The sequence below is a fragment of the Listeria aquatica FSL S10-1188 genome (assembly GCF_000525795.1).
Taxonomy (GTDB): Bacteria; Bacillota; Bacilli; order Lactobacillales; family Listeriaceae; genus Listeria; species Listeria aquatica.
Genome location: NZ_AOCG01000002.1, coordinates 1 through 24641, shown reverse-complemented (window position 1 = coordinate 24641; position 24641 = coordinate 1). Strand labels below are relative to the sequence as shown.

Genomic DNA, 24641 nt, shown 5'->3' with positions numbered 1-24641 from the left:
AACACCTGATATGTCTAGGAATATTTGTGTGATTAAACGGCTAATCCTTTGAGCTAAAAAGCCTTGAGAAATTAAGGCTTTTTGTTTGTTCTACATTATTGAATTTAAATCTATTGGAAAGATAAGGGAATAAAGCTTTTATCAATAGTTAATATTTTTTTCGCTGTCCGTTTTGGAACATATAGTTAATTTGCTCAATTATTTTACTGTTTTCGTACCCAATCGATTTTGTATTACGTAGTCTTTTTATGAAATATATTAAGGAATAAACTTGTTTTTTACACAGCTAAGATTTATGATAAGGATAAGAGAAATTGGAATTTAATCAAAAAATGAACCATCAGAATGGAAGTTCTGCTAGGAACGAGTGCTGCGATTACGAAGCCTTGAGAAGTTCTCCGAGGTTTTAGAGGTATGTTATTCTGACTGGTTCCAAAACATACGGTTTATTAGCTAATAATAACTAGTAGTTTTAGAGGTATGTTATTCTGACTGGTTCCAAAAGAGGAGTCAGGTGGGTCTCACCAAAAGGGTGAGGCTTTTTTGTATAGGTTTCACTAAAAAGTTCATAAATTCGACACAATTTCTTTTTGGAAATATGCTATATTATATTTATTAGAAAATAACACAGAAAGAGGAGATGAATGTTATGTCTGGACAAATCAGAATGACCCCAGCAGAATTGCGTGACCGTGCGAAAACCTACGGAACAAGCGCACGAGATATCGAGCAAATGCTACAACGCTTATCTCAATTACAAGAACAACTTCGGAGCGAATGGGAAGGACAAGCCTTCGCACGCTTTGATGACCAGTTCAATCAGTTAAAACCAAAAGTAACGGAATTTGCGAACTTGATGGACCAAATTGAACAACAACTTCAAAAAACAGCCAGCGCTGTGGAAGAACAAGACCAACAACTTTCTCAAAACTTTGGATTTTAAGAATGATAAGGAAGGTGGTATGCGGTGCATATCATCTTTTTTTAAGAGGAGTTAGGAAGATGAGCCAAGAAATTAAAAATAACTCAGATATCGCCAAGGCTTTTGCCGATCATTTTCAGGAACAAACGGATATGGAATTCAAACCCGTCGTTCAAATTGATTATTCAAATAGTCCGGCTGTGAAAGATATCAAAAAAAATTTTAAAGCATTCAGAAGCGATTGTGAAAAAGTTTTCGACACACGTTCAAAAAGATAGTCAAACCATCCAAAACATCAGTGATGCACTCGAAAAGACGGATGCAAGTGAGGCAAAAAAATATGGGGGATAACGGGATAGCGGACCACGTACTTCGACTCAAGAAAGAGCTGACGCAAAAAAAACGAGGAATTATCAGATATCGAAAAGGAAGCGCGTGAAATCGATCAACTCTCGGAAGAACTTACAGATTGGACAAGAAAAGAACGGCAGTTAAGAGAGGAAGTTCTTTTCTTTAGTGAGGGAACGCGAGCGAGAAAAATGGAAGAACAACGCATGGAGCAGTTATACCACGAAGAATTAGGGCATCGGTATCTTTTTCAGGATATGAAAGAGAGTTACGAGGCATATATTCAAAAATTAAAACAAGAAGTTTCCATGCTTGAAAACGAGTACCAAATAGCTCAAAAGAATGAAATGAGTGATGATTATGCCAAGGATAAGTAAAAGTGAACTGTCCTCTACAAAAGAGATGACACAAAATGCTAGACTCGAGATTTTACATAAATTTGGGAAATTTGAAACGGAAGTGAAAGAGTTTGAAGGAACCCACAAGTTAAAAGGAAAGAGTTGGGACTCAGCCAAACAACATTTCGGTGAATACCTTCCGATTTCAGACGGTATTTTTAATGCCCTCGCCGATTTTGGAGAACATTTTGAACAGTACCTCGCTGCTTTTGAGAGCGAAGTAGGGTCTCCTAAAAACAAATTAGATACAGCCGATTTAGAGGATTTGAATGATCGGTTAAAAACCGTTAAAGCTTCGAAAGCGCAAGTGCTTGAGTTGATGAAAAGTAAAATTACGCAATCGTATGTGGCAAGTGGTTATTCTGGTTCCGTTGGGCAGAGTTTTGACAATGCCATGGAAGATATTAATAAAGATATTCAAGTTTTAGAAGATTATCGGCGTTTTGAATCGAGTCATGCTTCTGATTTCTCAGCAGTCAGTGAAACATGGGACAATATTGATACCTACCTTGATCGCTTGAAAAAAGATGGGGGATACGATGCTTCTTCTCACACATATCAATCGGTTGACTTTAGTCAAGAAAAGTTTTATAAAGAACTAAGTAGTTATAATGCGAGTCAAAAGGATCATTATGAAGTGCAACGCATCGCCGTCAAAACGGATCACGGCTATACCTATGAGTATCGTCTGTATAAAAATGGGCTTTATGACCCTGAAGCTACTGATAAGTTTAATCAATTGCAGAAAAAAGCAGAAATGGACCAAGCGAAAGATTTCTTTAAAGAGGTCGTAGGGATCAATGATTATATCCGAATGGTAGACGGGATAGACCCTTTAACAGGCAAAAAGATCACCCATAATGAACAAGCCGTTTCATCATTGATGTTCCTTCTAACGGTTGTTTCGGAAGCGACAGCTTTGAAAATCTTGAAGAATATGAAAAACGGGAAAAAAATCTTGAAAGATGTCGAGCTAAGCCAGCTTAAAACGCCTGATAAAATGGTTGAAGGAAAAGTTGGTAAGAAAGTTAGTGGGGCTGATGACATATTTAAGAAAACTCCTGAAATTGAAAAACACTTAAAATATACAGACTCTAGTGTTCCTAGAAAACGAGGAATTGGTGGAGCACATAACAGTGAAGAGTTCTTTAAAAATGATGTTAAAGTTATAAAGCAAACATCAACAGATGTTCCAGGAGTGAGTGTTGTAGAATATCAAATTCCAGAGCTAGATGCAAAAGGATTGCCCACTGGTAATTACAAGAAAACTATTTTTAAAAAAATCAATATATGATCCCTCAATTATTCCAGATGATGAATATATAAAACGAGGTTTAGAGGCAGCCAACGATGCTATAAAAAATAATAATGGTAGTATGCCTAGAGAATGGGTAGGAAAAGATAGTTCTGGTAAATCATGGAGAGGATTTTTTAAAGATGGTAAAATCGATACCTTTTTCCCAGATTAATTAAGGAGTGGATAACAGTTGAAAGAAAGAATTAAAGAGAATCAACTAATAAGTGAAAGTCACTTTCCTGTGAAAATTATATTTAATGAAATAGAAAACGAACGATTTCTTGATATTATTAAGGTTGTGTGTAAAGGAGAGGGTTTTGGAGTAGAGGCAGGTACTTGCTTGTTTCCAAATGATTTAGATGCCTATGATATTGCACAGGGAAATGGATTTGTTGGTGTTGAATTTGGATTGTACAGTGGAGAAGAGGTAGTAATCACATATAATGAATTTTATTTCTATTTAGAGATTATTTGCAAGTCATATTTAATTGATTTTCCAGAGGAAAAAGAAATTATTAAAGAAAAATTAGAGGACTATAGAGAACTATATAGTATAAAATAAAAAGGCACTTTATCACAAGACTGGTAATCAAGTGATAGGGCCTTTATAGTAAGGAGTAATCTTAATCTCACTAATCAAGTTGTCAATAACTAATAAAAAAAAACTGTAGAAGTTTTGATAAACTAAGAAATATCAAAATCCCTTAACTGTCCCTATTGTGATTGAATAATAAAAAGTATAAGCATAACAAGATAAAGACCTGCTTTTCTTTGTCAGGTCTTTTTTTTGTGGTACTATTATATTTTTGCGAAATAGAAAACAACTAAAAAAAGAAATGGAACTAATAGTGTGGAAGAAAGACAAGGATATTTAAACAAGGGTTTAGCTTCCATTTTTATGTCGAATCAATAAAGAATAAACTTGTTTTTTATACAGCTAAGCTTTATGATAAAGATAAGAGAAAATCGGAATTTAATCAAAAAAGAACCATCAAAATGGAAGTTCTGCTAGGAACGAGTGCCGCGATTACGAAACCTTGAAAAGTCCTCCGAGGTTTTAGAGGTATGTTATTTTGAATGGTTCCAAAACAAAAAATGAACAACACTATTCAAGCTATCAGTTTTAGAGGTATGTTATTTTGAATGGTTCCAAAACACTACAACACGACGGAGACTTGAACAGCGCGTTTTAGAGGTATGTTATTTTGAATGGTTCCAAAACTTTTTCTACATCAAAACGTTCCTCTGTTAAGTTTTAGAGGTATGTTATTTTGAATGGTTCCAAAACCTTATCCTTTCGGGTAGGGTTTTTTCCTGTCTAAAATTACCACAGATAGAAATTTAATATTCTTGCTAAAATCCGAAAAACATAAAATCTATTGACCTCTAGTTGTTTACGATGCGCAGTAGATAGAAATAATCAAGGAGATTCTCTGTCATATTTATTGCGAACAGTTAACAAAAAAAAGAATCGGCTAGAGCTCTGACAAATGTCAGGGCTTTTTTTATATAAAAAGAGGGAGAAATGAAACGGTGGGTGATGACTGAATGGCTTTAAATAGGGCTACTACTTCCGTTTCAATTCGCGACTAGTTCATTTTTACTTGTTATGATAGGAACTATGCTACAAGTTTCGGTACAACAATAAAAACTTTTGCTTATGGATTTGTACCAAAGACATCGTGATGTGAAAACGTTTTCTTAATATAATGAAAGTAGGAGGTAATCGAAGATGTCGCGCTACAAGTTAAGCAAACTTATTCCAGCGAATCATATGCACATGGAGGAGGCTATCGCGTTAACCGGATTATCTGAAGAAAAATTAGTTTTCTTTTTGAAGGAATTTAATCACTATCTTCCCAAATCTTTGTTCAGTCAAAGTGAAGGTACGATCAGCATTTCGGAAGAAGCAAAAGCTTATTTTCCCGACTTCTTGGTGCAATTAAATGAACGACCGCTTTATTTTGACGAAAAAGAGCGCATCAGGCTGATTTATTTGATGACCTTTTCTCGCTATCACGAGTTGTCGGTGTTTTATTATCAAAGCGTTCTGAAAGTTAGTAAGAACACGATTTTATCTGATATCAAAAAATTGCGGGAACTTCTCACTAAGACAGAAATCAAACTTTTGTATGACCGCAAACAAGGCTTTTTCTTGGCGGGAGAGGAATGGGCCATTCGAAAGCAGGCGTTTCGCTGGGTGAATGCTCTAATCGAACGCCCAGAATTGAAGTGGCTATTATTTGATTGGATTCACCAACATGACTTTTTAGCTTATTCAAAAGTGCGAGAAAGGCTAGAACAGGAGACGGAGCTTCGTACAATTAGTATGATACCAAGCCGCCTAGAAGGACTTTACATGCTGATCTGCCTTTTAAAAGAACGAAGCGGTAAAGAAAAGATCGAGTTGCCAGAAAATCATGTCAAACGAATCAAACAAACCGCTGTCTATCAGATGGCTTCTCAGTTAGAGGAGGCGAAAAACGAAGACGAAACACTCTTTCTAACCGTGCTTCTCCTTACGCTTACGCAAGGTCGGCTTGAAGAATCCGTTTTTGATTTTTTGCTCGAGTGTGCGAACGCTATGCTCCAAGAACTAGAAAGACGTGCCGCTGTTCACTTTGAAGAATATCGCAAACTTTTGCTAGATACTTTTAGCCATCTCGTCCCGGCATACTACCGGATTTACTATGGCTTAGAAATGGAAGAACCTTTTTTGTATAAAGTGGAGAATGATTATCCAGAAATTTATGCACTGACAGGGTTGGCACTTGCCCCACTCGAAACGCTGGTGAAGAGACCTATTCCAAAAGGAGAAAAAGCTTACTTCGCATTGCTTTTTGGGGCGGCGATTCAAAACCAAGAAGAAAAGGAGCGATCCGAGCATTTACACGCTTTAATTATTTGCCCAAACGGTGTGAGCACATCCATGATCATGGAAGCTGAACTAAAGCGTCTCTTCCCGACCATCACATTTCATACGCAGTATACGCCGGAGAAGCTTGAACAAATTCCTACAAACTCCTACCAATTGATTTTTTCTAGCGTAAAGGTTGTGGCTTCTAAACCTGTATTTATAATCCGTCCAATCATGGAACAGGCAGAGAAGAATCGGTTGGTAAAAGAAGTTCAGGAAACGTTTCTCATTCCGGGAATTGCGCTTGTGACCCCCGAAGAAATCATTCAGACACTGTTACCCTATTTTGAACTGAAGGAAGGTGTAACACAGGAGAAAGTAGCGAAAATACTAAGTCGTAAAATGATGAAAGTTGCAAGCAGTAAGGAGGATCAAAGGCCGATGTTAACTGAATTATTGACGCAAGACCATATCCAAGTAACAAATGAAAAATTGAACTGGAAGGAGGCAATCAGAAAAGCCGCTCAGCCCCTTCATCCCGAATATATCGAAGAGCGTTATATGCAAGCGATGATTCAAAAAGTGGAAGACTACGGGGCATTTATTCATATTGGAAAGGGGGTTGCTCTACCGCACGCAAGACCTGAAGATGGTGTGAAAAAAAATGGGGATGTCACTTCTTAAAACAGAGGAACCTGTTTTGCTTTTGGATGACACAGATCACCCGATTTCGATTTTTATTTGCCTAGCAGCCATCGATAATGAAGCTCATTTACGTGCGCTAGCAAGTTTAACTAAAATTTTGTCTGATAAAGAAAGCTTAGATAAGTTACTTCAAGCAAAAACAAATACTGAAATTATCCAAATTATGAAAGAAAAAGAAGGAGAGGAAGAAGAATGAAATTTGCAGCTGTGTGCGGATCCGGATTGGGATCAAGTTTTATGGTAGAGATGAATATCAATTCCGTTCTAAATGATTTAGGTGTTACAGGAGTTGAAGTTGCGCATTATGATATGGGAAGTGCATCCCCAGAACTTGCCGATGTATTTTTTGTCGCCAAGGATTTGGAAGACAGTGCCGCCCATTTAGGAGAAGTAGTCGTACTAGACAGTATTATTGATCTCGATGAATTGCGTGAAAAAGTAAAACAAGTTTGTCAGGAAAAAGAATTGCTATAGGGAGGGAAAATCATGTCAGGATTTTTAAAAGTAATCATCGACGTTGCTAGCACACCTGCCATTTTAGTTGCCTTAATTGCTGTTTTGGGACTTGCTTTGCAAAAAAAGCATTTTTCGGACATCATTCGCGGAGGGATTAAAACCTTCGTAGGTTTTCTTGTTGTAACAGCTGGAGCAGGAGTCATCCAAACTTCACTTGAACCCTTTGGGAAAATGTTTCAACATGCCTTTCACGTAACAGGAGTTGTACCAAATAATGAAGCCATCGTAGCAGTCGCCTTAACGACCTTTGGAACAAAAACTGCACTGATTATGCTTCTTGGAATGGCTTTCAATATACTTATTGCCCGCATAACACGTTACAAGTATATCTACTTAACCGGTCACGCTACACTTTATATGGCTTGTATGCTTGCTGTTATTGTGACTTCTATTGATATGAACAATGTACTCGCCATCCTGTTTGGAGGGTTAGCACTTGGACTTGCAAACACCATCTTTCCTGCAATTGCCCAGCCTTTCACCCGAAAAATCACTCAAAATGACAATATTGCCCTAGGACATACAGGTGATTTTGGCTACGCTGTTAGTGGACTCGTTGGGCAACTTACCAGTCGTCGCAGTAAAAAGGTTAGATCGACGGAAGAAATCAACTTTCCAAAAGGACTCGCTTTTTTACGTGATTCAACAGTAAGTATCACTATCACAATGGGAGTTTTCTATATTTTAGTTGCACTTTTTGCAGGTCAAGCTTATGTAACGAAACTTGGAGGCGGAACAAACTACATCGTCTATGCGCTTCAACAAGCTGGTAGCTTTGCCGCAGGAGTCTTTGTCATCTTAGCTGGTGTTCGCTTGATTTTGGCTGAAATTGTTCCTGCCTTTAAAGGAATTTCGGAACGTCTTGTGCCAAACTCGAAACCTGCACTTGACTGTCCCATTGTCTTTCCTTACGCACCAAATGCCGTGCTTATTGGTTTCCTTTCTAGTTTTGTTGGAGGCATTGTGAGCCTTGGCTTAATGATTCTCATGGGAACAACCGTTGTCATTCCAGGCGTCGTTCCACACTTTTTCTGCGGAGCAACAGCCGGCGTTTATGGAAATGCGAGTGGCGGGGTAAGAGGAGCCGTATTAGGTTCTTTCACCCAAGGGATCATCATTAGCTTCATGCCAATTTTCTTATTGCCAATTATGAGCGGTATCGGATTCTCAGGCTCAACCTTCTCCGATACAGACTACGGCGTAACCGGCATCTTGCTTGGAAACGTTTCGAAAGTGGCAGGATCATGGGGCTTCATCGCCACATTAATTCTTATCCTTGCCATCATGCTACTACTCACTTGGAGAGGTAAAAAATCAAAAGTAGCGAGTGAAAAATAAAGGAGCGGATAAAAATGATCAGTACAAACCTGAAACCCACACAAGATTTAAATAAATTTGCGGCAAGAATCCGAAAAGATGTGCTAGCAATGCTACTAAAAAGAGGCTACGGACATGTTGGGGGATCCTTATCAATTGTTGAACTACTTGCCGTCCTTTACGGGAAACAAATGAATTATCGATCTGATGAGCCGCACTGGGAAAAACGTGATTATTTAGTTCTTTCCAAAGGGCATTCTGGCCCTGGCGTATACAGCGCACTTGCTAATAGCGGCTTCTTTCCAAAAAGCTGGCTTGAGACTTTAAATGAAGGGGGAACAAACTTACCTTCCCATCTAGACCGGAATAAAACGCCCGGCGTCGACGCAACGACCGGTTCACTTGGACAAGGAACTTCCATTGCAACGGGAATTGCAGCAGGGCTTGTACGAAAAGGAGCAAACGATCAATATGTTTATCTCATCACTGGCGACGGGGAGTTAAATGAAGGTCAGTGCTGGGAAGCCTTTCAGTATATAGCTCATGCTCCGCTTAGTAATTGCATTGTTTTCATTGACGAAAATAAAGGCCAAAATGATGGGAAAAGCGAATCAATCATTCGTCATTTTGATCTTGCAGAAAAAATGCGAGCCTTCGGTTTCTACACACAAAAAGTAGATGGCCAAAATATAGAAATGATAGATGCCGCCATTGAAATCGCTAAAAACCAAAAAAACGCAAGCGAACTGTATTGTACTTGATACCATCAAAGGTCAAGGCGTTCCATTTTTCGAAAATTATGCGGGCGTGCATTCAGTCAAATTCAATTCGCAAGAAATCATTGAAGCGACCGAATCAGCTATCCGCGAATTAGAAGAACAAGTAAAAGATTAAAAGAGGAGGGCAATTAAAATGACTATAGAATTATCCGAAAAAGAAGCATATGGAATAGAATTACGAAATGTTGTCGCCGATCGATTAGAAAAATTGATGGAACAAGATGACCGAATTATCGCCCTTGACGCAGATTTAAGCGCAGCTAGCAATTGGAACAAGCTTCAAGAAACACATCCCAATCAATTTATCAACGTAGGCGTTTCAGAAGCCAATATGGTCGGCATGGCATCCGGACTGAGTATTGCAGGTTTCATTCCTTTTATCCATTCCTTTGGCCCATTCGTGACAAGGCGAGTATTTGACCAATTGTATCTTTCAGGCGGTTACGCCAAAACGACCATCAATATATACGGTTCCGACCCAGGTTTTGCAGTTGGACCAAACGGAGGGACTCATACGACACTTGAAGATGTTGCTTTGATGCGTAGCATTCCCCATGCAATAGTTTGCGATGCCTGTTGTGCCGTACAAATGGACTGGATCATTAATGAATTTTCTAAGCACGAAGGAATTCATTACGTACGCGGAAATCGCAAAAGCGTGCATGAAATTTATCAGCCAGGGACAACATTTGAACTTGGCCGAGGAAACGTCTTGCGTACAGGGACAGACGGTTTACTTGTTGTTTCTGGACAACTTGTGTACGAAGCCCTCAAAGTCGCAGAGCATTTGGCAAGAAAAGGAGTTTCGCTCACAGTAATTGATATGTTTACGATCAAACCGCTAGACAAGGAGTTGCTGTTGAAAGAAAGCCAAGATAAAAAATTCATCGTAACACTCGAAAATCATTCCATCATTGGTGGGCTAGGCAGTGCCGTGTCAGAAGCCTGTGCAGAAAGTGCACTGGCCATCCCGCTAAAACGAGTTGGCATTGAGGAGCGATTTGGCGAAGTCGGAACCCCAGACTATCTACAAGAAACATTTGGCTTAACGACAGAAAAAATCGAAGAACGCATCCAAGACTTTTTAAATGAAATAAATCATTAAATTGAAAAGAACAGAACCGAAGAATAGATTGACTAGTCACAAATGACAGTTCAATTCTTTACGGTTCTGTTCTTTTTTTTGGTAGGGATTATTTAAAATCATGAAGTAACCAAGTAGAGCACATTGCCCATCCACTTAACAAAGCTTCAAATAACAATCCTCACTAAAAAGATAACGAACAGATTGTTTAGGAGCTCTATCCTTTATTCTTCTAGCGGCTGGTAGCTGGGGGATTTTCTATCTCAGAGGAATCGTCATTCTAGGTAGAACAAAATTTCTTTTGCTAAACCTTTTTGAAAATTTAAGATTCCTACACCCGTACCCCGGATTAGACGGGAGCATTAACAAGTACCCATTGAATCTTCCCTGTATAAGAATCGGTTTTAGCCGCGCCAGGAGAGATCTGAAGTAATGGTCCAGACTGTTTGCCCCAGCCAACTTCATAATTCCGCTGATTTTGTGAACTTGTTCCATCATAAACATCCACTTGCTTGGTGGCACCTATCAACTGATCAGCTTGCCCAGGTTTTCGAAAAACTAAACTATTCGGCAGTTTATCACCAGACGTGTTAGTGAAAGGAGAAACGAGCTGAGCGGTTACCCGCCATTTTGTTTTATTGGGGCGGGTATCTTCAACTTGCATTTTCCATCCCACTTCGGTTCGATTACTTTCTGTCATCTTATTAGAAATTTTTTGATTAGCAAACTCCATAATTTCTGGCACGTTAACAAATTTTAACGTTCCCGTTAATACGGTTACCGTAATCGATTTTGAAGCCGGTCCGTTTTGATAGATGACCTTATAGGTTCCAGCTTTATTCATATTGACTTTATCACTTGTCATATCACTTTTAAAAGGAATGACTTTACCAGTTCGATCCTTAGCTGATACAAAGTTATCTTTAGGTTGCCAACTTTCACCAACATACAAGGTAGAATTCTTTGCCTCAATGGTTGATAAATCGGCTTGATAGACATAATCTACATTTTGTTCCTTATTTGTGAAATTCCCTTTAGTGTTTTGTGGTAGTTTCGTTTCATCCAAGTAATAAGGCCCGGTTTTGGCATTTATGGTCATGCGCTTGTACTTGTCATCTGGAATTGTGTAGGGAGCATTTAAATCCCCGCCAATTGATTTTGGATTAGCAGTTCCATCTGTGAACTGAAGCAAATTTCCATGTGTATCTATGTAGCGCACATTTACATTACCTGGGAGAGATTCTGCATGTTCTGAAGTGCTATTATTTATTTCTTTTTGGTTCCCATATTGACTAAATTCTACATAATAGCCATGATTTGAAAACCAGTAACCTATTGAATCGGGCAAATCGTTCCAAAATTTTGTTTCACTTTGGGCAAATTGTAAAACGGTTTCAGTTCCATAACTATAATTAGGCTCTCCTACAGTAAAATTACTATAAACGCCCTTAACGGGTCCATTTTTAGGGTCATAGGTTACTGTATTATAAAAAATCGTACCTGATTCTGGTCCATCAGCCCAGTACCATTGTTTACCTTCTTTCCAATCTTGTTGATTTGGATTTTTCTTAAGAAAACCTCGATCGCCATCTTGACTATAATGCGTATTAGGAATAGAAGAATCATCTGATATTTTTTGTCCGTTCATATGAACAAGCCTTGTTCCACCTAAAAAACCCGGCTCTTTGGCAATGGAATTAAAAATGAAATCATGTTCATCTAAAGAACTAATCGTTGCGAGATATCCCGTTAAGCCACGATAATGAAAACTCTTAGCTTCATTGTAGGCATTTTCCCAAGGAAGGGCATTTGGAACAAATACATAGTAGTGATGAATACCTTTTTCATCTACCCAATTTGAGATGGCTTGTTCCTCTACGGCTATTTTCAAGGTGCCACCTGTGAGTGCCCCTTGTTTATACTGAAACTGAAGAGCGGCAATCATCGAACTAACAGTGTCCGTGGACATGCTGTCACGATTTATAATGGAAATAGATTGACCTCCTTGCGTGAGCTCAGCACCAGCAGGCAAATGTAACGAACTCTTTATCAAATCTAGTCCAGGAGGTAAAGTAATATTTATACTTTTATATCCCTTATAGCTTTGTGATAATGAAACGTTACTAATTTTAAAGACTTGCTCATTGGATGGGTCACGAGCAACTTTAAAAAGAAATTGAGTGCCAGAACTTGCGAGTGATTCTTTTATTCGATTAACTTCTTCGGGATTCGAACCATTCGAACCTGTTTCGGTGGCAAGATCATCTGCATCAGGCGTTAAATTTCTTGGCTCTAGTTGAGCATTTGAATGGTTTGTGTCAGATGACTTATTTTGAGCGTTTAAAAGATGTAATAACAGAGGTTTTGAAGAAGCTGTTTGGTCATTACGAATCGTGTAGGCTTTAAAAGTATATTCTCCCGCTTCGCGCACTTGAAGTTGAATAGTAGCGTTACATTTTTGATTTTCTTTCCAGTCTAAGACGACTTGCTGGTTAGCCTTGTCCATTGTAGCGGATACATTTCCATCGCTAACAGTCAGGAATGTCACCCCTTTTGGAAGAGGAATGACCACTTTAGTGTCAGCGTTATTTGTATCTTGAACCTGTAGTTCTATGTTTTCATTTGTTTTCCATGAAGTTTTATTTGCTTTCAGAGTTAAGTCACTGACAGTGTCATTAGTTGCAAACAGAGGCAGAATAGAAAAAAGAAGAATCCCACTTATTAAACTGACAGATAAAATAATCCATTTTTTTTAAAGACATGCTGCTTCACCCTTTCTTAAGTTGTCATTCAGTCGTTGAGGGATAAATTTACATGAGCAAATTAAAAGGCGCTATTAAATTCAAACTAAACCATGTAGTTTTTTTAACTAAAAGACAAGCTAATAAAAACTTGCCTTTTAGTTAAACGGGTGCATTCACAAGTGTCCAACGAATTTCTCCAGTATAAGAATCCGCCTTCGCTTTACCGGGGGTGATTTTGAGAAGGGGACCCGATTTGCTACTCCAGCCAACTTCGTAATTCCGCTGATTTTGTGAGCTCGTTCCGTCATAAACATCCACTTGCTTGGTGGCACCTATCAACTGATCTGCTTGTCCAGGTTTTCGAAAAACTAAACTATTTGGCAGTTTATCACCAGACGTGTTAGTGAAAGGAGCAACGAGCTGAGCGGTTACTCGCCATTTTGTTTTATTGGGACGGGTATCTTCAACTTGCATTTTCCATCCCACTTCGGTTCGATTACTTTCCGTCATCTTATTAGAAATTTTTTGATTCGTGAATCCCATAATTTCTGGAACATTAACAAATTTTAGAGTCCCTGTTAATACGGTCACTGTAATCGATTTTGAAGCCGGTCCGTTTTGATAGGTGACCTTATAGGTTCCAGCTTTAGCTGTGTTGACAGTTCCTTTTACCATCGATTGGTTATAGCTCATATTTTTACCTGTTCGATCCTTGGCTGATATAAAATTATCTTTTGGATTCCAGGTTTCGCCGACATAAATTGTAGAATCTTTTGCTACAATATTTGATAAATCAGGCAAATATTTATAGGTGACAGTTTGTTCTTGATTTGTGATGGTTCCTTTCCCATTTTTAGGTAAGTTTGCTGCGTTCAAATAAAATGGTCCTGTCTTTGCTTGTATATTCATTAATTTAAAAGCAGGAGTAGTAGCATCATAAACTGCATTCACATCTCCAGTGATAAGTTTTGGATTTGCGCTTCCGTTACTAAAGTTCAGTAATTTTCCTTTATCATCCACATACTGAACTTTTACATTAGCTGGAAGGGGTTCTACATGATCTGACTTTGAGTTGTCGACTTCTTTTTGATTCCCATACTGGCTAAATTCCACATAGTAGCCATGATTAGAAGCCCAATATCCAAGTGAATCGGGCAAATCATTCCAAAATTTTGTCCCGTTTTGAGCAAATTGAAGGATATTTTCTACACCATGCCCATTATTTGGTTCTCCGGTAGTGAAGTTACTGTAACTTCCTTTGACGGGCCCTTTAACTGGATCATATGTTTTGGTGTTATAAAAAATCGTGCCAGCTTCAGGTCCTGTTGCCCAGTACCATTGATTTATATCTTTCCAATCCTTTTGAGCAGGATTTAACATTGTGACTTCTTTTGAAAAATGAGTGCTCGGAATGCTTGCTTCATCTAATATCTTTCTTCCGTTCATATGGACAAGCCTTGTTCCGCCAAGTAGTCCAGGTTCTTTCGCAATAGAGTTGAAAATAAAGTCGTGCTCACTTAACGAGTTAATGGTCGCAAGGTAACCAGTAAGTCCACGATAATGCAATTTTTTAGCTTCGTTGTAAGCATCTTGCCAAGGTATCGCGTTTGGAACAAACACATAATAATGCGGAATCCCTTGATCGTCTATCCAGTTTGAAATGGATTCTTGTTCCACGGCGATTTTTAGATTGCCACCTGTTACGCTATTTGCTTTGTATTGAAATTCAAGGCCAGCAAGAAAAGTCGTGATGATATCTGCCTGCATACCCGTCGTGTTTGTTATGGAAATCGAATTTCCAGCCTGTGTATATATAGCGCCACTTGGTAATTTAACGGAGCTTTTTTAACAGCGATAGCCCTGATGGTAAAGTGATATTAATACTTTTATAACCTTTATAGTTTTGTGACAGTACAATTTGATTAAGCTTGAAAATGGAGTGATTTGTTGAAGATCTGACAATTTTAAAATCAAAAGATGTCTCTGGATTTGCCAGTGCCTGCTTGATTTTATTCGCTTCTTCCTCGTTTGGTCCACTTGTACTTCGAGGCATAAGACTATCAGGTGTAGCTTGTTGGTTAGTTGTTTGATCAGACTCACTTGGATGGTCAGAAGTACCAGAAGAGGAGTTTGTTACATGAATAATAAGCGGTTTGGAATTTGCCGTTTGGTCACCACGAATGGTATAAGCTTTAAGTGTATAGGTCCCGGCAACTCGGAAATGAAGACGAACGACGTTGTCATGGGTGGAGCCTTTTTTTAAAATCTAAAACGATTTGTTGATTAGTTTTATCGTTAGTGATCGAAGCATCCCCATCTTCTCCTCCTTCAAAGGTAACGGCTTTTGGAAGGGGAATGATGATTTTAGTATCTTGATGATTTAAATCTTGGATACGAAGATTCACTATTTCGCTTGTAGAATAAGAGGCTTTACTAGTTGTTAAAGTGAGGTCTTTTACAGTGTTATCATCTGCAAACAGTGTGGGAATTGTAAACAAAAAACAAATTCCTAATAAGCTGATAAATAAAATCAGCCATTTCTTGAAGTTCATGGTGCTACATCCTTTCTCATGTTGTTGTCCCAATAGTAGAAATAAGTTCAAAGAATGAATATATTTTTATACTAGTAAATTAACAAGAATATTTCGTGGTACAACGTATCAAATTTTAGATAAAAATGGTAAATTCTCAAGAAAGATAAAACGTAAATGATTATAAAAAATGAAAGAAATGTTATTAGGTGAGAAATAAATCACTTAAAAAATATAAAATCAAGAAAGGGAGTGCGCAAATATTTCCTTGTTTATTTTTAAATAAATGAGTAGGAAGAAGAGCTGATGTACTATTTCTTTACAAAACTTGAGAAAGACTAAACAGAACCGTTCAAAAAAAAGTTCACATATTCCTAGAGTGGAATAGTTACTATTGCAAAAAAGAACGTTTGTTCGTATAATGAATGAGAAGGAATTGGATGAAGAAGGTGATGACGGTGGTGGACCCAAAGGGGGCTCAGTTTGAATTTCAAAGTCAGGGTTTAGATAATTTTGAAAAAGACTTTGTAGAGCTTGTGGATACAACACTTCCACTTTTTGCAGTCAAAAATAAATTACTTCATTTGATGGAAGTGAATGGACGTCCACAATTTAAAATACCAAAATTTACAACACGAGATGGCGAAGAACATATCTTTTATTTTGATGTATTGCCCATAACAGAAAGTAGAAGCGTTAAAGTGTATCGCTACAAAGGATATAGCTAAATTGGTTGCTAGAACGGACTAATTGTGTAGGATTAGCCATTTGCTAATTGGTGTAAGTTGCAATTTCTAGACAATTGCCTCTTGTTCAATTGCTTGTAAGTTTAGATTTACTGGTAGTTGAAAAGAACTTTGAATCTGAAGAATAAAAAAGTGTGATAAATAAAAGAGGAAAAGGAGTATCTGAAAATAGAGAAGTAAAAGGGAAGTCTTGTTTTACGAACTTGACAGTGCAAGAAGACCATGATATAGTGATTAAGGTTAATTAACAAGAAAGAAGAAGCAACCCGCTTCTCGCCTCGTTAACGAATGTTTTCAGGCAAAAAGTTCAATGATTCGTCACATCCGAACTGGTTGTGACTTTGAATGTGCGGGTTTGCGATCGTTTAGCAAATCCGTTTTTTTATTGTCTGCCAGTAAAGGTGGACACCTGACTTGCTCTTTTCTGACTTGTTCGACCAATAAAACACGGAGGTGGCTCAAAATTAGCAAAGACATGATGGTAAATGATGGGATTCGTGCACGTGAACTCAGATTGATTGATCAAAATGGCGAACAGCTCGGCGTTAAAACGAAAGTTGAGGCGCTTGGAATTGCTGAAAAAGCGAACCTTGATCTTGTGCTTGTTGCTCCAAACGCGAAACCCCCAGTGGCACGTATTATGGACTACGGGAAATATCGTTTCGAACAGCAAAAGAAAGATAAAGAAGCCCGTAAAAACCAAAAAGTCATCGTGATGAAAGAAGTTCGTCTTAGTCCGACGATCGATGAACATGATTTCAATACGAAGCTACGTAATGCGCGCAAATTCCTTTCTAAAGGCGATAAAGTGAAATGTTCCATTCGCTTTAAAGGGCGTGCAATCACCCACAAAGAAATCGGTCAAAAGGTGCTTGACCGTTTTGCTGACGAGTGTAAAGACTTAAGCACAGTTGAGCAAAAAGCGAAAATGGACGGACGTTCAATGTTCTTAGTCCTAGCACCACTTCAAGAAAAGTAATAGTTTTGAGGAGGAAATATTCATGCCAAAAATGAAAACTCACCGCGGTTCCGCTAAACGTTTCAAGAGAACAGGATCTGGAAAATTAAAACGCAGACACGCTTTTGTAAGCCATATGTTTGCTAACAAATCGAAAAAAACAAAAAACGTAAACTACGTAAAGCGGCAATGGTATCAGCTGGCGATTTCAAACGTATTCGCCAAATGGTCGCTAAAATGAAATAAGCAATTTCGAATTAATTTTTGTAAAATCTAGGAGGTAGACAATTATGCCACGCGTAAAAGGCGGAACAGTAACTCGCAAACGTCGTAAAAAAGTCATTAAATTAGCCAAGGGATATTATGGCTCGAAACATACACTATTCAAAGTCGCTAACCAAGCGGTAATGAAATCTTACCAATATGCTTACAGAGATCGTCGTCAAAAGAAACGTGATTTCCGTAAACTTTGGATTACACGTATCAATGCAGCTGCTCGTTTGAATGATCTTTCTTACAGCAAATTGATGCACGGACTTAAATTAGCAGGTATTGATGTAAACCGTAAAATGCTTGCTGAATTAGCTGTGAATGATGAAGCTGCTTTCACATCTCTAGCAGATGCAGCTAAAAAAGAATTAGCGAAATAAGCCTGTAAACGTTGATTTAACAACGTTAAGACCCGCTCGGATGAGCGGGTCTTTTGTTTGATCCACACGCTTACCATTTGCCATAAAATCTCTCAAAGATGGAGGCCGTTTCATCTTTTCCTTTTTGTGTAACATGGATATTGGTATTCATTGTTGTCTTAATATTGGTATGTCGCGGGCAGTCTTGAGCTTACTTCATATTCGCACCTGTCTTAAAAAGTAACAAGGCATGAGTATATCGAAATCCATGAACCGTAATTTTCTTCATGTTGGGATGATGGTAAAAAACTTGAAGCCAAATGAGTGATGTCTTTTGAGTGCACAAGGAATTATCTTCATTTTGATTAAAAACTAGTTGTTCGGTAGAAGTGATATGACCGTATCTCTTTAGGATTGGCAGCCTTTGTCAAAGAAACGTATCAACTGAACTTATCCAAGTAGTTGGTGTTGAAATAGTTAGTAATTCCATTATTAAAGCCTCTTAGTTCATATATTGGTAATGTAACCAACTCCATTTTCTTCTTTTACAATAAAGGGTTAATATCTAACTATTATATTTCTAATTATTATAAGTCGATGTTTTTGTTTGACATTTCTTTTATGAGTGTGTATACTCTTTTCGAATAGTTAGATATCTAATTTTTCAGCAAAGGGAGGATTTTTTTGGATAAAATGATTGTTTCAAATTTGATGCGTTCCATCATGAACAAATCTCGTGAATCAATGGAGCACCGTACCAAAGACATGGATATTAGTCCTCAACAGGGGCGAATGATTTCTTATATCGCACAAAATGAAGACAAAGGATTGATTCAAAAAGATTTAGCGGAAGTATTTCAACGTCGTGGTGCGAGCATCACTAGTATGCTTCAGGGATTAGAGAAAAAAGGTTATATTGAACGCCGAATCCCGGAAAACAATGAGCGGCAAAAGAATATTTACGTACTACCTAAGGGTAAGGCTTTGGTTGATGAAACGAATGAAGCTTTTTATGCAGCAGAAAAAGAACTAATACACGCATTAAGCGAAGCAGAAGTTCAACAATTAACGAAGTTGTTAAGAAAAATCGATCGTAGTCTTTAATCAACAAGCAGAAACTAACTGCTTGCAGCTAAATAGTTAGATATCTAATATTTATAAATCTAAGAGAAGAAGGAATTGTCATGGAAAATTTTGAAATTAATGAATCAAATATTTACTACTTAAAAGAAAGTCCAATTCGAAAATCGATCGCTCATTTATCGATTCCGATGATGATTGGTATCTCAGCAACCACAATCTACAATTTGATCAATGCTTATTTTATTGGACTAATCCATGATACGAATATGATGTCGGCGATCACTTTAGCGATGCCAATCATGCTCATTTTAATGGCTGTTGGAAATATGTTTGGCGTGGGTGGCGGAACGTTTATTACACGTCTATTAGGCAGTGGGGATACAAAAAAAGGCCGAAAAGTTGCTGGTTATTCTTTCTATGCAAGTATCATTTTGGGGATAATTATTGGAATCATTGCCATTATCTTTATGAATCCATTTGTTCATTTACTGGGAGCAGCAGACAGTCAAACAATTCTTTATACAACACAGTACTCAACCATTCTGTTTGCTGGTGGCGCAGCCTTCATTTTAAACTTTGCCTTGGAACAATTAGTTCGTTCAGAAGGTGCGTCAAAAGAATCGATGTACGGCATGTTTATCAGTGTTGCTGTTAGTATCGTATTGGATGCTTTATTGATTTTGGTGTTTAACTTGCATGTGATCGGCGCAGGGATTTCGATTGTGATTGCCAATATTGCTTCAACTATTTATTACGTCTGGTTCTTAGAAAACAAGAGTGAGTCCTTGAAGGGGTTTTTGAAACACTTTAAAATTTCAGTTAAAGATCAACTAGAAGTTTATAAAATCGGTGTTTCAGAACTGTTTAAATCAGCTTTTATGATTGTTACAACTTTATTATTGAATAATTTCTCTGCTGAATATGGTGACAATGTGGTTGCTAGTTTTGGTATCGCAGTTCGAATCACTCAATTGCCCGAATTTTTAACAATGGGACTATTTTTAGGGGCAATGCCATTATTTGCCTATAGTTTCTCTGCTCATGACACAAAACGATTAAAAGAAGCGTTGAAGGAAGTTTCTTTATGGATCGGAGGAATCTCAATTATCTTTGCTTTGGTTGCTTATATATTCCGTGTGCCAGTATTAAGCTTATTTACCAATGATCCTCGTGTAATTCAAGTCGGTCTTACCATTTTAGCTGCACAATTGGTTTCTTCTGTCTTTAATGGTTTTTCCGGTTTATTCACTGGAATCTTCCAAGCATCTGGTTTAGGTGCTCAAACAGGTGTGATGTCCACTATCCAAGGAACATTGTTTATTCCTGTCGTTTTGCTATTACATCATTTCTACAGATTAAACGGTTTGATCTGGTCAATGACTATTACAGAGGGAATTGCCTTTGTCGCTGGTATTATTATGATAATCCCTTACTTGAATAAGCTAAATAAAAATGAATTACCAGCAATGCAAAAGCAATAAAAAATCCAAAATTAGTGTAGATTCACAGCTAGTGTTTTCAAAGTTAACTAGTTTAGAATTCAGTAAAATAGCATACAGAACAAAAAAAAGTATCGTTCAAACAACGAACTAACTGAAGAATAAATATACTGTGTTAATATTTTAGAACTCAATCATCTATATCGGTGATTGAGTTGTTTTTTGTCTTAATGGGGAAGTAGCAAATGTTCATACACAAGAAAATCGCTACATCACGAGAGGAGTAAATGAACAAGTGTACGTATACGTAGATCAAAAATCAGGCAAGGCTTATGTGATGTAATTCGTCATGGATGTCATCAGCAAACGCTAATTTATTTGTGGTTTATTTATTTAGTTGACCATCAATTATGTATAATCAACTATTAGTGTTTGGATATCAACATTTTTCAGTACCCCACATTTCTTATTTCGACCGAAAATTGACCCCAATCCGTTTGAAATTTTATGAGATCAAGTGAATTCGAATGAAATCTTGATATTTATAAAGCCTTTTTTTTTCGTCCCTATGAGACTCTATGAAACTCTTTAAGTCGCAGATGCAGCTAAAAAAGAATCAGCGAAATAAGAAATCAAAAAGCTGACGCTTCCTGAAGCGTCAGCTTTTTTGTTAGAGTTTGATATCGAGTTCGACCGGGCAATGATCGGATCCAAGCATATCTGAATGGATTTTGGCGTCAACAAGAGAAGCTTCTAAACGGTTAGAAACAACAAAGTAATCAATCCGCCACCCAACGTTCCTGCTCCTAGCATTCATTCGGTAAGACCACCAAGAATAGGCGTCTGTTTTATCTGGGTAAAAATAGCGGAAACTGTCCGTAAATCCAGCGGCGAGAACATCTGAAAACTTAGCGCGCTCTTCATCAGAAAAACCAGCATTTTTCCGGTTCGTTTTTGGGTTTTTCAGGTCTATTTCTTCATGAGCAACATTCAAATCACCACAGAAAATAACAGGTTTTTCATGATCCAGACTTTTAATATAACGTAAAAAGGCTTCTTCCCAAGTCATCCGATAAGGGAGCCGCTTCAGCTCGCTTTGAGAATTCGGCGTATAGACCGTTAATAAGTAAAATTCTGGGTATTCAAGCGTGATCAATCTGCCTTCATTGTCATGCTCATCCATCCCCAAACCATACTGGACCCGAAGTGGTTCTTTTTTTTGTGAAAATAGCCGTTCCTGAATATCCTTTTTTGAGAGCATAGTTCCAGTAAGAGAAATAACCAGGAGTATCGAGCTCAATCTGACCTTCTTGGAGCTTTGTCTCTTGCAAGCAAAAAATATCTGCATCCACCTCGTGAAAATACTCTAAAAAACCCTTTTTAACGGCGGCTCGAAGCCCGTTTACATTCCAAGAAATTAGTTTCATTTGAAGCACTCCTTTTTGCAGTAAGTTCGTTCTTTTTCTATTATACCTTAATTGAGAATTTGAGGATACGCAACGAATCGCACATAATATTAGAAATTTTAAGATGAGCGGCATATAATAGAAGAGGAAAATAAACTGAAGGAAGTGTAAGTGATGAAAGAAGAACTGATCAAACGCTTTACTACATATGTAAAAGTGAATACCCAATCAAACGAAGAGAGTACCACTTGCCCGACAACAGAAGGACAGCTTGAGCTCGGCAAAATTCTTGTAAATGAATTAAAAGAAATTGGTATGAGTGACGTAACGGTAGACGAGAATGGTTACGTGATGGCGACACTTCCAGCAAATACCGACAAAAAAATCCCAGTTATTGGATTTTTAGCTCACCTTGATACAGCAACAGATTTCACGGGGGAAAACGTGAGTCCGCAAATCCGCGAAAATTATGATGGTGGCGACATTGTTTTAAATGAAACACTTAATGTAGTTTTATCGCCTAAACAATTTCCAGAATTAGCTGGGTATAAAGGCCAAACTTTAATTACGACAGACGGTACAACGCTTCTTGGTGCGGATGATAAATCGGGCATCACAGAAATCATGGTTGCAATGCACCATCTCATTAACCATCCAGAAATTAAGCATGGTAAAATCCGTGTAGCTTTCACACCAGATGAAGAAATTGGTCGCGGTCCAGCACGCTTTGATGTTACGGCATTTGGAGCAGACTATGCTTACACAATGGACGGGGGACCACGCGGACAGTTGGAATATGAAAGTTTTAACGCAGCAGCGGCCAAGATTACCTTTAAAGGAAATAGTGTCCATCCAGGAACTGCTAAAAATAAAATGGTTAATGCAACTAAGCTTGCGATGGAATTTAATGATGCGCTACCGGCAGAAGAAGCGCCAGAGTATACAGAAGGCTATGAAGGGTTCTATCACTTGATTTCGTTAAATGGCGACGTTGAGCAAGCTAAATCCTATTACATCATCCGCGATTTTGATTCTTTGAAATTTGCTGAGCGTAAAGCTAAAGTTGCAGATATCGTTTCAAAAATGCAAGAAAAATATGGCAAAGAAAACATTGTCTTAGAACTAAACGATCAGTATTACAATATGCGCGAAAAAATTGAACCCGTGAAAGAAATTGTCGATATCGCTTATGAAGCAATGAAGAAATTGGATATTGAGCCACTCGTTGAACCTATCCGAGGTGGAACAGACGGTTCTCAATTATCCTTTAAAGGACTGCCAACGCCAAACATCTTTGCTGGTGGAGAAAACATGCATGGGAAGTTTGAATACGTATCCGTTGAAAATATGGAACTTGCTACTAAAGTAATCATCGAAATGGTGCAGCTCTTCGAACAACGCGATTGATGACAAAATATCATAACGAGTGCCCCTTGACTGATAAAGTGAAGGGGCATTTTGATTGATGGGAGGAAAATATGAATTCGATTATTGCAAAAGCAGAGGCGTGGATGGAAGATGTTTTCAGTTCGGAAAACACAGGTCATGATTTTGAACATCTAAAGCGAGTGGTAGAAACGGCAACAAGAATTCAAGCTACAGAAGGTGGAGACTTATTTTTTATTCAGCTAGCGGCTCTTTTTCATGACTATCCAGATGAAAAATTGACACATGATACGAACCAAGCTAAAGGTGAATTAAGAAAGTGGATGAAAGACGAAAAACTTGAAGAGCCCTTCATTCAAAAAATTTTACGTGCGGTGGATGCCGTATCTTATAAAAACGGAAAAAATAAGATACAGGCCCAGAGTATTGAAGAGAAAATTATCCAAGATGCTGATAGGCTTGATGCGATGGGAGCGATTGGAATTGTCCGAGCATTTACGTATGGGGCTTCTCAAAAAAGACAGCCGCTTGACTATCTAAAAGTAAATTCTGATACTACTCTGCAACATTTTGATGATAAATTACTTCACTTGAAAAAGCTTATGCAAACTGAGACTGGCAGAAAGCTAGCAGAAAAGAGACATGATTTTATGCTTTTGTTCATTGAAGAATTAAAAAATGAACAAGCAATAAAATCATAAACAAACTTCTTGTAATTGACTAAAAAATAAGCTATAATTAAAAAGCTTTCTTAAAGAGAGCTAAAATAGTTTTAAAAAAAACTGTTGACCAAACTTTGATAAAATGTTATGCTATTAGAGCTGTCACTTCAGCAAATGACCTTTGAAAACTGAACAAAAAGAAGACGAAAAAGCGATGAGACAATATGTTTCACCAATCAATTCGCAGGACAGGAAATCGAGAGCGATTTCCAAAAAAACAAGCAAGAAAGCTAGCAAAGTCAATTTTGACGCTAAGGAGACTTATTCACGGTGTTGGATAAGTATTCAAATTCCATTTATTTTAAAGAGAGTTTGATCCTGGCTCAGGACGAACGCTGGCGGCGTGCCTAATACATGCAAGTCGAACGAACCAAAGAGAAGCTTGCTTCTCTGTCGGTGAGTGGCGGACGGGTGAGTAACACGTGGGCAACCTGCCTATCAGCGGGGGATAACACTTGGAAACAGGTGCTAATACCGCATAACAGAGAGGTTCGCATGAACCTTTTTTGAAAGACGGTTTCGGCTGTCACTGATAGATGGGCCCGCGGTGCATTAGCTAGTTGGTGGGGTAAAGGCCTACCAAGGCCACGATGCATAGCCGACCTGAGAGGGTGATCGGCCACACTGGGACTGAGACACGGCCCAGACTCCTACGGGAGGCAGCAGTAGGGAATCTTCCGCAATGGACGAAAGTCTGACGGAGCAACGCCGCGTGTGTGAAGAAGGTTTTCGGATCGTAAAGCACTGTTGTTAGAGAAGAACAAGGATGAGTTA

Annotated in this window: 22 protein-coding genes, 1 rRNA gene, 2 pseudogenes and 1 other annotated feature; of the genes and pseudogenes, 21 read left to right on the top strand and 4 right to left on the bottom strand. The window is 38.2% G+C overall.

The window, feature by feature from the left end; genetic code table 11:
- Positions 1-649: 649 nt before the first annotated feature.
- The 12 genes from MAQA_RS00860 to MAQA_RS00820 all read left to right on the top strand — a co-directional run bounded on the left by MAQA_RS00860 (position 650) and on the right by MAQA_RS00820 (position 10244).
- Positions 650-943 carry a WXG100 family type VII secretion target gene (locus MAQA_RS00860; RefSeq protein WP_036070427.1) on the top strand — a complete coding sequence of 98 codons (294 nt, stop codon included), beginning with the start codon at positions 650-652 and terminating at the stop codon, positions 941-943.
- Positions 944-1002: 59 nt separating this feature from the next.
- Positions 1003-1200 (top strand): hypothetical protein, encoded by a 198-nt coding sequence (locus MAQA_RS00855; RefSeq protein WP_036070424.1) that lies wholly within the window; start codon positions 1003-1005, stop codon positions 1198-1200.
- A gap of 261 nt (positions 1201-1461) precedes the next feature.
- Entirely contained in the window at positions 1462-1647 is a 186-nt protein-coding gene (locus MAQA_RS14320) for a hypothetical protein (RefSeq protein ID WP_149023265.1), read from the top strand.
- Positions 1631-2962 (top strand): T7SS effector LXG polymorphic toxin, encoded by a 1332-nt coding sequence (locus MAQA_RS13380; protein WP_052008384.1) that lies wholly within the window; start codon positions 1631-1633, stop codon positions 2960-2962. The genes MAQA_RS14320 and MAQA_RS13380 overlap by 17 nt, the downstream gene beginning before the upstream one ends.
- Positions 2963-3155: 193 nt before the next feature.
- Positions 3156-3527, top strand: a complete 372-nt coding sequence (cdiI, locus tag MAQA_RS00845) for a ribonuclease toxin immunity protein CdiI (protein ID WP_036070421.1) — start codon at positions 3156-3158, stop codon at positions 3525-3527.
- A gap of 1170 nt (positions 3528-4697) precedes the next feature.
- Positions 4698-6506, top strand: coding sequence for a BglG family transcription antiterminator (locus MAQA_RS14790; protein ID WP_206537501.1), 1809 nt, complete (start codon positions 4698-4700; stop codon positions 6504-6506).
- The gene (locus tag MAQA_RS14785) at positions 6487-6723 is read left to right on the top strand and encodes a PTS sugar transporter subunit IIA (protein WP_206537500.1); all 237 of its coding nucleotides are present in this window, start codon (positions 6487-6489) and stop codon (positions 6721-6723) included. Before MAQA_RS14790 ends, MAQA_RS14785 begins: the two co-directional genes overlap by 20 nt.
- Positions 6720-7001: a PTS sugar transporter subunit IIB gene (locus tag MAQA_RS00835; protein WP_036070418.1), complete on the top strand. Its 282-nt coding sequence runs from the start codon at positions 6720-6722 to the stop codon at positions 6999-7001. Before MAQA_RS14785 ends, MAQA_RS00835 begins: the two co-directional genes overlap by 4 nt.
- A gap of 12 nt (positions 7002-7013) precedes the next feature.
- Entirely contained in the window at positions 7014-8381 is a 1368-nt protein-coding gene (locus MAQA_RS00830) for a PTS ascorbate transporter subunit IIC (RefSeq protein ID WP_036070415.1), read from the top strand.
- 14 nt (positions 8382-8395) lie between these two features.
- Entirely contained in the window at positions 8396-9121 is a 726-nt protein-coding gene (locus MAQA_RS00825) for a transketolase (RefSeq protein WP_241463003.1), read from the top strand.
- Complete coding sequence (locus MAQA_RS15020; RefSeq protein WP_241463002.1) at positions 9072-9254, top strand: hypothetical protein; 183 nt, start codon at positions 9072-9074, stop codon at positions 9252-9254. Before MAQA_RS00825 ends, MAQA_RS15020 begins: the two co-directional genes overlap by 50 nt.
- Before the next feature lie 18 nt (positions 9255-9272).
- Positions 9273-10244 carry a transketolase family protein gene (locus MAQA_RS00820; protein WP_036070412.1) on the top strand — a complete coding sequence of 324 codons (972 nt, stop codon included), beginning with the start codon at positions 9273-9275 and terminating at the stop codon, positions 10242-10244.
- A 328-nt stretch (positions 10245-10572) separates the two neighbouring features.
- Here the strand turns inward: MAQA_RS00820 and MAQA_RS00815 are convergent, their stop codons facing one another.
- From MAQA_RS00815 to MAQA_RS00805, 3 genes are all read right to left on the bottom strand, one after another.
- Complete coding sequence (locus tag MAQA_RS00815; protein ID WP_159099942.1) at positions 10573-12795, bottom strand: bacterial Ig-like domain-containing protein; 2223 nt, start codon at positions 12793-12795, stop codon at positions 10573-10575.
- Between the two features lie 331 nt (positions 12796-13126).
- Positions 13127-14734 carry a bacterial Ig-like domain-containing protein gene (locus tag MAQA_RS00810; RefSeq protein ID WP_036070409.1) on the bottom strand — a complete coding sequence of 536 codons (1608 nt, stop codon included), beginning with the start codon at positions 14732-14734 and terminating at the stop codon, positions 13127-13129.
- Between the two features lie 473 nt (positions 14735-15207).
- A complete protein-coding gene (locus MAQA_RS00805; RefSeq protein WP_036070407.1) occupies positions 15208-15519 on the bottom strand; it encodes a hypothetical protein in 312 nt (103 codons plus the stop codon).
- A gap of 419 nt (positions 15520-15938) precedes the next feature.
- On the opposite strand from MAQA_RS00805, the gene MAQA_RS00800 reads away from it, so the two are divergent.
- The 6 genes and pseudogenes from MAQA_RS00800 to MAQA_RS00775 all read left to right on the top strand — a co-directional run bounded on the left by MAQA_RS00800 (position 15939) and on the right by MAQA_RS00775 (position 20395).
- A complete protein-coding gene (locus MAQA_RS00800) occupies positions 15939-16226 on the top strand; it encodes a DUF5960 family protein (protein ID WP_052008381.1) in 288 nt (95 codons plus the stop codon).
- A gap of 265 nt (positions 16227-16491) precedes the next feature.
- Positions 16492-16636: a sequence feature (ribosomal protein L20 leader region), on the top strand.
- A gap of 71 nt (positions 16637-16707) precedes the next feature.
- A complete protein-coding gene (gene infC / locus MAQA_RS00795; protein ID WP_077913533.1) occupies positions 16708-17223 on the top strand; it encodes a translation initiation factor IF-3 in 516 nt (171 codons plus the stop codon).
- Positions 17224-17245: 22 nt separating this feature from the next.
- Positions 17246-17448: pseudogene (rpmI, locus tag MAQA_RS00790) on the top strand (50S ribosomal protein L35).
- A 44-nt stretch (positions 17449-17492) separates the two neighbouring features.
- Positions 17493-17852, top strand: a complete 360-nt coding sequence (gene rplT / locus MAQA_RS00785; RefSeq protein ID WP_036070406.1) for a 50S ribosomal protein L20 — start codon at positions 17493-17495, stop codon at positions 17850-17852.
- 672 nt (positions 17853-18524) lie between these two features.
- Complete coding sequence (locus tag MAQA_RS00780) at positions 18525-18935, top strand: MarR family winged helix-turn-helix transcriptional regulator (RefSeq protein ID WP_036070954.1); 411 nt, start codon at positions 18525-18527, stop codon at positions 18933-18935.
- A gap of 80 nt (positions 18936-19015) precedes the next feature.
- Positions 19016-20395, top strand: coding sequence for an MATE family efflux transporter (locus MAQA_RS00775; RefSeq protein WP_036070405.1), 1380 nt, complete (start codon positions 19016-19018; stop codon positions 20393-20395).
- Between the two features lie 628 nt (positions 20396-21023).
- Here the strand turns inward: MAQA_RS00775 and MAQA_RS00770 are convergent.
- Positions 21024-21780: pseudogene (locus MAQA_RS00770) on the bottom strand (exodeoxyribonuclease III).
- A 153-nt stretch (positions 21781-21933) separates the two neighbouring features.
- Here MAQA_RS00770 and pepT point away from each other — a divergent pair.
- From pepT to MAQA_RS00755, 3 genes are all read left to right on the top strand, one after another.
- On the top strand, positions 21934-23166 hold the full coding sequence (gene pepT, locus MAQA_RS00765; protein ID WP_036070404.1) for a peptidase T: 1233 nt from the start codon (positions 21934-21936) through the stop codon (positions 23164-23166).
- A gap of 71 nt (positions 23167-23237) precedes the next feature.
- Complete coding sequence (locus tag MAQA_RS00760; RefSeq protein WP_036070402.1) at positions 23238-23846, top strand: HD domain-containing protein; 609 nt, start codon at positions 23238-23240, stop codon at positions 23844-23846.
- Positions 23847-24167: 321 nt separating this feature from the next.
- Positions 24168-24641 (top strand): 16S ribosomal RNA (locus MAQA_RS00755); the annotation flags it as partial.

Coding starts and splice junctions, on each gene's coding strand:
- MAQA_RS00825 (WP_241463003.1), top strand. CDS start 8,396: ATGATCAGTACAAACCTGAAACCCACACAAGATTTAAATAAATTTGCG.
- MAQA_RS00860 (WP_036070427.1), top strand. CDS start 650: ATGTCTGGACAAATCAGAATGACCCCAGCAGAATTGCGTGACCGTGCG.
- MAQA_RS00855 (WP_036070424.1), top strand. CDS start 1,003: ATGAGCCAAGAAATTAAAAATAACTCAGATATCGCCAAGGCTTTTGCC.
- rplT (WP_036070406.1), top strand. CDS start 17,493: ATGCCACGCGTAAAAGGCGGAACAGTAACTCGCAAACGTCGTAAAAAA.
- MAQA_RS00835 (WP_036070418.1), top strand. CDS start 6,720: ATGAAATTTGCAGCTGTGTGCGGATCCGGATTGGGATCAAGTTTTATG.
- MAQA_RS00805 (WP_036070407.1), bottom strand. CDS start 15,519: ATGAACTTCAAGAAATGGCTGATTTTATTTATCAGCTTATTAGGAATT.
- MAQA_RS14320 (WP_149023265.1), top strand. CDS start 1,462: ATGGAAGAACAACGCATGGAGCAGTTATACCACGAAGAATTAGGGCAT.
- MAQA_RS00760 (WP_036070402.1), top strand. CDS start 23,238: ATGAATTCGATTATTGCAAAAGCAGAGGCGTGGATGGAAGATGTTTTC.
- MAQA_RS13380 (WP_052008384.1), top strand. CDS start 1,631: ATGCCAAGGATAAGTAAAAGTGAACTGTCCTCTACAAAAGAGATGACA.
- pepT (WP_036070404.1), top strand. CDS start 21,934: ATGAAAGAAGAACTGATCAAACGCTTTACTACATATGTAAAAGTGAAT.
- MAQA_RS00820 (WP_036070412.1), top strand. CDS start 9,273: ATGACTATAGAATTATCCGAAAAAGAAGCATATGGAATAGAATTACGA.
- MAQA_RS00775 (WP_036070405.1), top strand. CDS start 19,016: ATGGAAAATTTTGAAATTAATGAATCAAATATTTACTACTTAAAAGAA.
- MAQA_RS14790 (WP_206537501.1), top strand. CDS start 4,698: ATGTCGCGCTACAAGTTAAGCAAACTTATTCCAGCGAATCATATGCAC.
- MAQA_RS14785 (WP_206537500.1), top strand. CDS start 6,487: ATGGGGATGTCACTTCTTAAAACAGAGGAACCTGTTTTGCTTTTGGAT.
- MAQA_RS00780 (WP_036070954.1), top strand. CDS start 18,525: ATGATTGTTTCAAATTTGATGCGTTCCATCATGAACAAATCTCGTGAA.
- MAQA_RS00830 (WP_036070415.1), top strand. CDS start 7,014: ATGTCAGGATTTTTAAAAGTAATCATCGACGTTGCTAGCACACCTGCC.
- MAQA_RS00810 (WP_036070409.1), bottom strand. CDS start 14,734: ATGCAGGCAGATATCATCACGACTTTTCTTGCTGGCCTTGAATTTCAA.
- MAQA_RS00800 (WP_052008381.1), top strand. CDS start 15,939: ATGAAGAAGGTGATGACGGTGGTGGACCCAAAGGGGGCTCAGTTTGAA.